The sequence below is a fragment of the uncultured Porphyromonas sp. genome, assembly GCF_902489635.1.
Taxonomy (GTDB): Bacteria; Bacteroidota; Bacteroidia; order Bacteroidales; family Porphyromonadaceae; genus Porphyromonas.
Genome location: NZ_CABUAN010000054.1, coordinates 1 through 11,047, shown reverse-complemented (window position 1 = coordinate 11,047; position 11,047 = coordinate 1). Strand labels below are relative to the sequence as shown.

The window sequence follows — 11,047 nt, the reverse complement described above, 5'->3', positions numbered from 1 at the left end:
AATCCTGGGATAAGCCTCATATTGAGTACCTAAACAAACTGCTACGCCAGTTTATTCCTAAGTCCTCTACTTTCGAAGACTTAACTGACGCTGACCTTAGACGCTTTCAGAACCTACTAAACAATAGACCCCGTAAAAACCTAAACTATAAGACACCCAATGAAGTCATCAAAAACATCATTCTTGAGAAATTGCATTAGCGGGTGGAATGTACGTCAGCTCGGGAAAAGTTCGATTTAGCTGGTGGGTATGTGCTATTTTGTATCTTTGCACTCAGATACCTATCGGAGAGCGTCGCCTAGAGCGTAGTAGCCTCGCGATAGATCTCTCACTACGTAATACGCTTCTTAATGAAATACAAGCTCCCCAGCAAGGATGAACTTCGTACCCGCCTAGCAGCTCTGCCTGCTCAGGCCGCTGACCTACTCACTAGTCGTAAGTTTTGGTACGAACTGGTCTTGATGACCGTTGCCATGTTTATTGGTGCCATGGCGGTACACTACTTCCTCGCCCCTAGTGGTCTGATCGTCGGCTCGGTGACAGGACTGGGCATCGTGCTGGAGCGACTGCTCCCAGTTATGTCGCTGGGCTCCTATATGTTTCTCATCAATGCGATCTTGCTACTCCTCTCCTTCATCCTGATCGGCAACGAGTTTGGTGCTAAGACTTGCTACACGGCACTGATCTTAGGGCCGTTTGTCGACTTGATGGGGTGGATCGATCCAGTCGATGGGTCGATGTTTGCTCAGGAGGTGCATGGTGTCGTGGTGGCCAATCCGGGGTTTGACTTGGTCTGCTTCATCTTGGTGATGAGTGCGGCGCAGGCGATCCTCTTTAGCATCAACGCCTCGACTGGCGGACTAGACATCTTGGCAAAGATCTTCAATAAGTTCCTCCATGTGCCACTAGGCGTGTCGGTTACGATCGCTGGAGGTCTGATCTGTTGCTCCGCCTTCCTGACCAGTCCTACGGGGCTGGTGATCATGGGTCTGGTGGGAACTTGGCTCAACGGCATGATCCTCGACTACTTTATGACCCGCATGAGCTCGCGGACACGTGTTTATGTCATCTCCAAGGATTGGGAGCATATCCGTGACTATGTGATCCACACGCTCAATCGTGGGGTGACGATCCACTCCGTGACGGGCGGCTACTCAGGCGAGGACCACAAGCAGCTGGAGTGTATCTTGACGAGGGATGAGTTTGGCAAGTTGCTGGATCATCTGCGTGCCGAGCGTATGGAGCCGTTTATCACCTCAGATCCGGTCAGCGAGGTGTATGGTCAGTGGCGCAAGAAGAGCCAGCGTGAGGAGTTTACGGTCGAGACGGGGACTCCTGATGAGATGACCTTTTAGTATTACCTGATTCACCTAGAGAACTATGTCACATCTTACGAAGTCGCTTTCGGCTCTCACACTCCTACTATCACTCTCGCTCGGCTCGCTGATGGCGCAGGAGCCTACGCCAGATGCTGAGCTAGAGGCACCGCATGACAAGAAGGTGGCGCTCTCGCTAGAGGCGCGCGGGGACTATCAGCGCATTTATCTAGGCAGTCAAGCGGACAAAGCGGGCTCAGGCTTTAAGGGCAATATCGCCAACGTCATACTCAGTGGCACGCTCTCGCCAAAGTTTAGCTACCTCTACCGACAGCGGCTTAGCTCGGTCAATCTGGATCGCACCTTCTTCGAGTCTATCGACTTCCTCTACCTACAGTACAACCCGATCGAGCAGCTCAGTGTCAAGCTCGGCAAGTGGATCGTCTTCGTCGGTGGGTGGGAGTTTGAGCCAGCACCGATAGATGTCTTCCAGCTGGGAGAGTTTTGCTATCAGATGCCTGCCTATCAGTGGGGTGCTACGGTGAGCTACACCCTACCTAATGGGCAGGACAATCTCCATGCGCAGGTGATCCAGAGTCCTTATCGTAAGACCTACGAGGCGAGGAGCGGCCAGCCAGCCGATATGTATGCCTACAACCTCATCTGGACAGCGCACCACGATTGGTTTGTACCGATGTGGAGCGTCAACTTTATGGAGTATGCGCCTGGACGCTTTATGAACTATGTCTCGCTGGGCAACCGCTTTCAGCTCACGCCTCGCACCTTCATCGATCTAGACTTGATGCATCGTGCGCCACTAGATGGAGAGGGCAAGAAGGCTTTTGCAGATTACTCTATCTATGGTCAGCTAGCCTTCCACCCGACAGTTCAGACGAAGCTCTACCTCAAGGGGAGCTACGATCAGAACTTGAGTGGCTCAGCAGCAGACTACGGGGTCACCGACGGCACGCAGATAGCTTGTCTCGGTGGCGGTGTCGAGTACTCACCCATCCCCGAGGTGCGTCTGCATGCACATGCTAACTACGCCTTTGGCACCAACACGAACCCGATGGGCGTGTTGCATGATCAGCGCACGCAGATCAACGTGGGCGTCACCTGGCGCATGAAAGTACTCTAACTCCTTATACGATATACTATGAGCCTTTACAGACAGCTTAGCGAGGCGATCGCCTCGACACTACATACCCTTTACGGTCTCAACACGACCGCTGATGAAATCACGCTGACCGCCACGCGCCCTGAGTTTGAGGGGCATGTGACGCTCGTCGTCTTTCCCTATCTCAAGGCTTCGCACAAGTCTCCCCAAGAGACTGCCGAGACGATCGGTGCCAAGCTCCAAGAGCAGACAGACCTCATAGCGTCCTATGGCGTTGTCAAGGGCTTTCTCAACCTCACACTGACCGACACGGCGTGGCTCTCAGCCCTACGAGAGATTGCCGAGACTCCACACTACGGCCACATCACGCCGACAGCTCAGTCGCCGCTCGTGATGATCGAGTACTCCTCACCAAATACCAACAAGCCGCTCCACCTGGGGCACGTGCGCAACAACCTACTCGGCTACAGTCTCGCTCAGATCCTGGAGGCGAGCGGTCATCGTGTGGTCAAGACAAACATCGTCAACGACCGCGGCGTGCACATCTGCAAGTCCATGCTGGCATGGCTACGCTGGGGCAATGGCGAGACGCCTGAGTCTTCAGGCAAGAAGGGCGACCACCTCATCGGAGACTACTACGTGCGCTTTGACAAGGAGTATCGTGCCGAGCTAGCGCAGATACGTGCTGCGCATCCCGACTGGAACGACGAGGAGGTAGAGGCTAAGTCTCAGCTCATGGCTGATGCGCGACAGATGCTCCGTCAGTGGGAGCAGGGCGACCCAGAGGTGCGTGCGCTATGGCGAAAGATGAATGAGTGGGTCTACAAAGGCTTTGACGAGACTTACAAGCGTATGGGTGTCTCCTTTGACAAGATCTACTACGAGAGCGACACCTACCTCGTAGGCCGCGAGGAGGTCTTGCGAGGCTTGGAGGAAGGACTCTTCGAGCGACATGAGGATGGCTCCGTATGGGCCGACTTTGAGGCGGAGGGACTAGACAAGAAGATTCTCCTACGCAGTGACGGCACCTCGGTCTACATCACCCAAGACATCGGCACTGCCAAGCTCCGCTATCAAGACTTCCCGATAGACCAGATGATCTACGTCGTGGGCAACGAGCAGGAGTACCACTTTCAGGTGCTATCGCTACTCTTAGACCGCTTGGGATATAAGTGGGGCAAGAGCTTGACGCACTTTAGCTACGGTATGGTCGAGCTCCCTCACGGCAAGATGAAGAGTCGCGAGGGTACGGTCGTCGATGCGGACGATCTGATGGACGCTATGCGCGACACCGCTCTAGAGGTAGCACGAACAGCCCAGCAAGCCAAGGGCGCAGAGCTAGCTGCCGAGCCAACAGCTGAGGAGCTGCGCACCGCCGAGATGGTCGGTCTAGGCGCACTCAAGTACTTTATCCTCAAGGTGGACCCAAGGAAGAATATGATGTTCAACCCCGAGGAGTCTATCGACTTCAACGGCAACACGGGTCCTTTCATCCAGTACACCTACGCACGCATCTGCTCGCTCCTGCAGAAGGCTGACGAGATGGGCTACAAGCACCAGCTCCCTGAAGGCGGTGAGCTAGCACTCTCATCGTATGAGACGGCACTCGTCCAGCAGCTGCTCGACTATCCATCAGTCGTGCAGGAGGCTGCCGAGAGCTACTCGCCAGCCCGCATTGCTAACTATACCTACGACTTGGTCAAGGGGTATAACCAGTTCTACCACGAGTGCTCTGTGCTACGTGAGGAGAACGAGGCGCTGCGCAGCATGCGTCTGCAGCTCAGCCAGACCGTTGCCGAGACGATCCATAGTGCTATGGGGCTCCTCGGCATTGCGTTGCCCGAGCGTATGTAGTCCGCTTTGAGGGCTTGACTCATGAGGTGTATGGAGACCGCTCTCTACACAGCTTTGCCACGGGATAGCCGTATCGCACTGCTCGCCTCGGGTGGCGTGGATAGCAGCGTGGCGATGCATCTGCTCGTCGAGGCGGGCTTTCGCCCAGACCTTTACTATATACGTATCGGCATGCAGGACGAGGATGGCGGCTACCTCGACTGTCCTGCTGAGGAAGACATCGAGCTGGTGACGCTCCTGGCTCGTCGCTACGACCTGCACCTAGAGATCATCGACCTGCACCAAGTCTATTGGGATCGGGTGGTCTCCTATACGATGGATGCTGTCAAGCGGGGGCTTACGCCCAATCCCGATGTGATGTGCAATAAGTTGATCAAGTTCGGAGCTTTTGAGGAGAGGTGCGGCTCCTCGTACGACTACATTGCCACGGGACACTACGCTACGATACGAAAGACGGCGGAGGGCTTGACCTTCCTCGGCACCTCTCCCGACCCAGTGAAGGATCAGACCGACTTCTTGGCGCAGATCGGCTTTCGGCAGATGGAGCGTCTCCTCTTCCCTATTGGTCACTTGCCCAAAGAGGAAGTTCGTCGCATCGCCCTCGAGGCGCATCTAGTCAATGCACAGCGCAAAGACAGCCAAGGCATTTGCTTCTTAGGTCAGATTGACTACAACGACTTCATCGAGCGCTACTTAGGCACTCAGACGGGCGACATCATAGACCATGAGACCGGAGAGAAGATCGGTGAGCATCGTGGCTACTGGTTTCACACCATCGGGCAGCGCAAAGGGCTGGGGCTCTCAGGCGGTCCGTGGTATGTCGTGGCAAAGGATGTGGGGCACAACGTCCTCTACGCCTCACGAGGCTACGACCCCAAGACGCAGTACGGCACGATCATCGAGACCGAAGAGATGCACTGGCTCACCGTCGATCCGTGGCTTTGGACAGAGACCTCGTCAGATCGTCCGCTGGAGGTCACCTTCAAGATTCGTCACACGCCCGACTTCACCGCGGGTCACCTCGAGCGACTCCCTTCGGGGGGCTATCAGCTGGTCAGTAGCGTGCCGATACAGGGTATTGCGGCTGGGCAGTTTGCCACCATCTACGATCCTCAGCGTCAGCTCTGCTGGGGCAGCGCACCAATCCGCTCAGGTCGCTAGTCATACCATTTCGAGACTATTGAATTTTGCAACAGTCTCACCATTTCTACCAAATAAAAAGGAGAACGCTCACTACGAGGGTTCTCCTTTTTTGTTTCTTATGAGGCTGTTGACCTCTCTATTCGTGTTGCAGACGAACCTCCAGGGCGGGTCGCCAGTCGGAGCCATTGACCGCTAGGAGCGTCTGCAGGCCCAGTGCTGCAGCAGCCTCCAGATTGGCTGTGCTGTCGTCGATGAAGAGCGTGCTCTCAGGCACCATCCCGCTATCCGCTATCATCTGCTCGTAGATAGCTCGGTCGGGCTTCATCGTCTGCATATCACAGGAGGCGTAGACCTTGTCCACATAGTCGCTCAGCGTGCGCCCCGTGGCGGGGAGGAAGTGGGAACTATGGGCATAAGCCATGATGTAGGGATTGGTATTCGACAAGATGTAGATCTTGTACTTCTTACGGAGCTGCTCTAGATAGTCAAACTTGTACTGAGGGACTCCCTTGAGGAAGAGCATGATCGCCTCATTGATCTGCTCATCAGTCAGGTCTGTGCCAGCATGCTCATTGAGCCGTGCGACAAACTCCTCGCGCCCCACGAGACCCATCTCCAGGTCGTGAAAGACACCGAGCTGTCGGTACGGGTTGAGCATCTCATCGATATCCTGAACGCCTAGCTCGCGAAAGCGTCTTAGCGACACCTCCGGCTGGAGATCCACTAAGACGCCTCCGAAATCGAATACGAGTGTATCTATCACGGTCTCTTACTTCTTGAGCCAACGATCGAGCCAGTCGAAGAAGGTGCGCTGCCATAGGAGTGCATTCTGCGGCTTGAGGACCCAGTGCGTCTCCTCGGGGAAGAGTAGCATCTTCGTCGGTACACCACGCATCTTAGCAGCGTCAAAGGCCATCATACCCTGCGAAGCGAGGATACGGAAGTCATGCTCTCCGTGAATGATCAGGATAGGCGTATCCCACTTGTCAACGAGCTTGTGAGGTGAGTTGGCAAAGGTGCGCTGAGCCGTAGCGTTGTCCTTTTCCCAAGGAGCACCACCCATATCCCAGTTAGCAAACCACTTCTCCTCGGTCTCGAGATACTGCGCCTCGAGGTTGAAGATACCCGCATGTGCGATGAAAGCTGCGAAGCGTCCCTCGTGTACACCTGCTAGGTAGTAGACTGAGTAACCACCGTAGCTAGCGCCCACAGCGCCCATACGATCTGGTGCGATGAAGGGCTCTTGCTTCATGAGGTCTGCAGCGGTGAGGTAGTCGCGGATGTTCTGACCGCTGTAGTCGCCACTGATCTGCTCATTCCACGCCTTGCCAAAGCCTGGCACGCCGTGACGGTTGGGGAGGATGACGATGTAGCCCTGCTCCGCCATGATGCGGGGATTCCAGCGGTAAGACCAGAACTGGCTAATGGTGCTTTGCGGACCACCCTGACAGTAGAGGATGGAGGGGTACTGCTTGCTCTTGTCAAAGTGCGGTGGGTAGAGTACCCATGTGAGCATCTTACCGCCGTCGGTCGTAGGCATCCAGCGCTTTTCGCAAGTTAGATCGCCTAGCTGACTCATGATCGGCTTGTCCTCCTCAGTGAGTGCGGTAGCCTTGCCGTTCTTCAGATTGACCATGAAGAGCTCCGTCGGGTAGGTCATTGCTTGACGAGAAGCTACGCAGACGCCCTTGTCATTCATATCAAAGCCCGTGTAGTCGTACTGCCCATCGGTGATCTGCTTGATCTTACCATTAGACAGCTGATAGCTGTAGAGGTGTGTCAGCGCCTCGCGGCAGGTGATGAAGTAAATGGTCTTGCTGTCGGCACTCCAGGTGGGGTTGGAGATGTTGTACTCAAAGTCGGCCGTGAGGGGGCGGTACTGCTTCTTTGCCAAGTCGTAGAGATACATGACCTGTAGGTCAGACTCGTAGCCATCGCGCTCCATGCCGATCCAGATGAGCGAGCGACCGTCGGGGCTGAAGACAGGGTTCGTATCGTAACCCATGATGCCCTCGCTTACATTGGTCGTCTCACCAGTAGATACATTATATAGGTAGATGTCGCTATTGGTCGAGAGGCTGTACTCTAGTCCTGTCTTCTTGCGGCAAGCGTAAGCGATGAGGTTGCCATCAGGGCTAAAGGCTATATCCTCGATGCCGTTGAAGGGACGCATAGGAGCCTCGTAGGGCTCACCCTCGAGTAGGTCTAGTCCCTTGGTGATAGGCTGTGCCGTAACCTTTGCGATAAAGGGGTGTGGCATCGTCGAGACCCATTCGTCCCAATGCTTGTACATTAGATCCTCGATGATACGTGCGTCAGCCTTGTCTAGGTCAGGATAGACGTCGGTGACGACAGGGCGAGCCTTGATGTCCTGCACGTAGAGCAGCGTCGTCTCATCGGGCGAGAAGAGATAGTCGACGATCCCCCCGTCGATAGCGGTGAGCTGACGCTCTACACCATCATTGAGGGTGCGTGCGAAGAGCTGCATGCCCTGGTCGGTGCCACGCATGAAGTATATCTGCTTGCCGTCACGGCTCCAGCGAGGCGTGTACTCGCTACCAGCCGAGGGTGCGGTCAGCTCGGTACGTCCCGATCCGTCGCTATTGATGAGGTAGATAGAGGTGCGGCTGTTGTTGTCCTGGATAGAGGGTTGGGACACGTTGTATACGACCTGCTTACCATTAGGTGCTAGGGCGTAGCTCCCTACACGAGGCATCGTGAGGAGCATCTCTGGGGTCATCTGCTTGGTTCCTTGCTGTGCAGTCATAGGCAGAGCGAATGTGGATAAAATGATAGCCACGAGGCTACGAAACAAGTTTCTTCTAGTCATGAGATAGAATGAGATAGAGTGAAAGAAAGGTCGTCTCGGTGCGACCATAGATTACTGAATGCTCTCCAAAGGTACGAAAAAAGAGGTTAGTGGTGCGTGTGCAGTAGCTGGGGGCTGGCTCTAGAAGTCCTAGACGCATGAATAGCTCTAGTCTCATAAGCTACGCACTATTCACTACACGAGGCGGAGCGTCACTTGCTTTTTCTCGAAATATTGCTTAATTTCGCCCTTGTAAAGGCAAGTTCTCAGCGACGTCTTGAGCATTCCCCTATATTTCTCTGCATTGCGACCAGTCGTAGCGTGGTAAAATAGAGGAGCGTGGGAGCGGTAGTCAGAGATGTGTGCCTAACATGACGCAAGAAACACATTTAATACACTAAACTTAGTTACAAGCTATGAAAAGACTATTACCTATTCTGCTATGCATCTTAGCGTTTGCAGCACCACGGCTCTACGGACAGACGACCTACACCGTCAAGTTCTCTGCTGATCCTATCGATGGTGGCACAGTAACGGCAGAGAATACCGTAACCTATGCGATGGTATCCTCAGGTGCATCTGTAGCAGAGAACACGTTCTTGAAGTTTAAGGCGGAGCCAAAGGAGGGATATGAGTTCGACAATTGGACTGTCAATGGGCTACCCGCTGAGGGCTCTGTCATAGACCCAACAGAGCTCTCCCGCGAGATTACAGGAGAGACTAGTGTCGTAGCTCACTTCAAGTCTGCAGCTCCTGCAGAGGAGTACACGGTAACCTTTGCTGCTGAGCCTGAAGGTCAGGGTACGCTCACCGCTACGCACTACGACCGCGAGAACGATGAGGAGGTCCCCTTCGAGTCGGGCGAGAAGTTCTCTGGCGAGAGTATCTTTATCACCTTTACAGCTAAGCCTGGTGCTGACTACAAGGTCGAGAAGTGGCTTGTAAATGATAAGGCCATTGATATGCCTAGCAACCCCAATGAGTATGTCCACGAGCTGACAGCAGATGTGGATGTAAAGGTTGTCTTCACCGCAAAGCCCAACGAGGTGACGCTGAAGTACAGTGTGCCTACAGGTGATGGCGGTCAGATTGCAGTCGCAGTCACACCAAAGGGTGGTGGCGATGCCGTCTCTGTCGAGAGTGGCAAGAAGGTAGCTCGTGGCTCGAGCGTTACTTTCACAGCCACGCCTAGTGAAGGCTATGAAGTAGAGAAGTGGCTCGTCAATGGCTCAGAGGACCGACAGGCTGGCCAGAATACTACACTGACGATGACCCTCGAGGAGGACACGGATGTACAGCTTTACTTCAAGAAGGAAGCAGCGAAGTATGTGGTTAACTTCACAGCTGACCCCGTTAAGGGTGGTACGATTACGGCTTCTGGCTATGTAAATGGTCAGCTCAAGACCATCACTACTGGTGAGTCTGTACCCGAGAGCACTTATATCGACTTCGAAGCCACGGCAAACGAGGGCTATGAATTCGAGAAGTTTACGGTCAATGGCGCCGATGGCACGCCAGACTTTGCTAATCCAAATAAGCTCTCCCAGGAGATTACTGCTGAGACGAACATCGTAGCTCACTTCAAGAGCGTCGACACGAAGATCACGATTACCTACACCGCTGGGGCGAACGGTAAGTTCACCACGGTAAAGGTTCAGAAGGAAGGCCAGGATGATGTGGCTATCAACTCAGGTGATGAGGTAGATAGAGGCGCGTACATCGTCTTCAACGTGATGCCTGACAAGGGTTACATCGTAGATAAGTGGACCGTCAATGGTGAGGAGGTACACAGTAGAGAGGTGAACTCCTACGACGCATCCTTTGATGAGACCAGTGAGGTCAAGGTAACCTTCAGAAAGCCCAAGCTGACGATTGCTCCTGCTGAGGGTGGTAAGGTCGTTGCTCTAGTGGGCGATAAGGAAGTGTCTAACGACGCTGACGTAGCTCTAGGTGCGAATGTCTCTATCGAGGCAACACCAGACGCTGGCTACGAGCTCACCGCTCTTACAGCAAACGATAAGGACATCCTCGCTGCCAAGTCCTTTGCCATGAAGGGAGACACGAAGGTGGTCGCTACCTTTACTAAGAAAGCTCAGCCCACAACCTACAAGGTAACCCTAAAGGACAATGAGCACGGTAAGATTACTATCAAGGAGAAGGTCGATCTCAATGCTGTGCCAGAAGGAACGAAGCTTACTGTCGAAGCAAAGGGCGCCAACGACCAGTGCGAGCTCACCAAGCTTACGGCAAATGGCGAGGATATCCTCAAGGATATGACCTTCACCGTCACAAAAGATACGGAGGTTGTCGCAGTCTTCGTCGACCACACGGGAGTGGACGCTGTAGCTACGATGACGCTCACTGTCTATCCTAACCCCGCACGCGAGACTGCTTCCGTAACGGGTCTAGCACCTGAGGCAGATGTTGCACTCTACACGCTAGAAGGAGAGCTGATCACGTGCCTACATGCTGACCGCTCTGGCAGCCTACAGATAGACCTCACCGCTCTAAGCGATGGCACCTATCTCGTAGTGACCGATGGCGCATCACAGCGACTTGTCGTCAAGCACAACTAGATCGCTCTAGTGGGGGTATCGGAGTAGTCAGAGCAGACCCGATTCGTCAAGATACTTAGGCTGCTCCACTACCCCGACGCCTCCAACCTTTGTGAGGGACAGCCCCTCATCATTTGGAGCCTTACATTACTATCCACGTGGGAAATCAAATTCCCACGTGGATATTTTTTATTTCCCTGTCCTCTCCTGAAATAGTACACAGTTGGGAAGCCAACCCCAACAACTATGAAAG

Annotated in this window: 8 protein-coding genes; 5 read left to right on the top strand and 3 right to left on the bottom strand. The window is 54.1% G+C overall.

The window, feature by feature from the left end; translation table 11 throughout:
- Window positions 1–350: 350 nt before the first annotated feature.
- From RDM37_RS08110 to mnmA, 4 genes are read left to right on the top strand one after another with little or no spacing between them, the layout of a single operon-like run.
- The gene (locus RDM37_RS08110; protein ID WP_308556603.1) at window positions 351–1,355 is read left to right on the top strand and encodes a YitT family protein; all 1,005 of its coding nucleotides are present in this window, start codon (window positions 351–353) and stop codon (window positions 1,353–1,355) included.
- A gap of 25 nt (window positions 1,356–1,380) precedes the next feature.
- A complete protein-coding gene (locus RDM37_RS08105) occupies window positions 1,381–2,454 on the top strand; it encodes a porin (RefSeq protein WP_308556601.1) in 1,074 nt (357 codons plus the stop codon).
- 18 nt (window positions 2,455–2,472) lie between these two features.
- Window positions 2,473–4,287, top strand: a complete 1,815-nt coding sequence (argS, locus tag RDM37_RS08100; RefSeq protein WP_308556599.1) for an arginine--tRNA ligase — start codon at window positions 2,473–2,475, stop codon at window positions 4,285–4,287.
- Window positions 4,288–4,317: 30 nt separating this feature from the next.
- The gene (gene mnmA, locus RDM37_RS08095) at window positions 4,318–5,448 is read left to right on the top strand and encodes a tRNA 2-thiouridine(34) synthase MnmA (protein ID WP_308556597.1); all 1,131 of its coding nucleotides are present in this window, start codon (window positions 4,318–4,320) and stop codon (window positions 5,446–5,448) included.
- A gap of 118 nt (window positions 5,449–5,566) precedes the next feature.
- Here mnmA and RDM37_RS08090 read toward each other — a convergent pair whose 3' ends face one another.
- From RDM37_RS08090 to RDM37_RS08080, 3 genes are read right to left on the bottom strand one after another with little or no spacing between them, the layout of a single operon-like run.
- On the bottom strand, window positions 5,567–6,193 hold the full coding sequence (locus tag RDM37_RS08090; RefSeq protein WP_308556595.1) for an HAD family phosphatase: 627 nt from the start codon (window positions 6,191–6,193) through the stop codon (window positions 5,567–5,569).
- A 6-nt stretch (window positions 6,194–6,199) separates the two neighbouring features.
- A complete protein-coding gene (locus RDM37_RS08085; RefSeq protein ID WP_308556593.1) occupies window positions 6,200–8,197 on the bottom strand; it encodes a S9 family peptidase in 1,998 nt (665 codons plus the stop codon).
- A 55-nt stretch (window positions 8,198–8,252) separates the two neighbouring features.
- Window positions 8,253–8,417 (bottom strand): hypothetical protein, encoded by a 165-nt coding sequence (locus RDM37_RS08080; protein ID WP_308556591.1) that lies wholly within the window; start codon window positions 8,415–8,417, stop codon window positions 8,253–8,255.
- A 238-nt stretch (window positions 8,418–8,655) separates the two neighbouring features.
- Here RDM37_RS08080 and RDM37_RS08075 point away from each other — a divergent pair, with 238 nt between their 5' ends.
- A complete protein-coding gene (locus RDM37_RS08075; protein ID WP_308556589.1) occupies window positions 8,656–10,815 on the top strand; it encodes a T9SS type A sorting domain-containing protein in 2,160 nt (719 codons plus the stop codon).
- The last annotated feature ends 232 nt before the right edge of the window (window positions 10,816–11,047 follow it).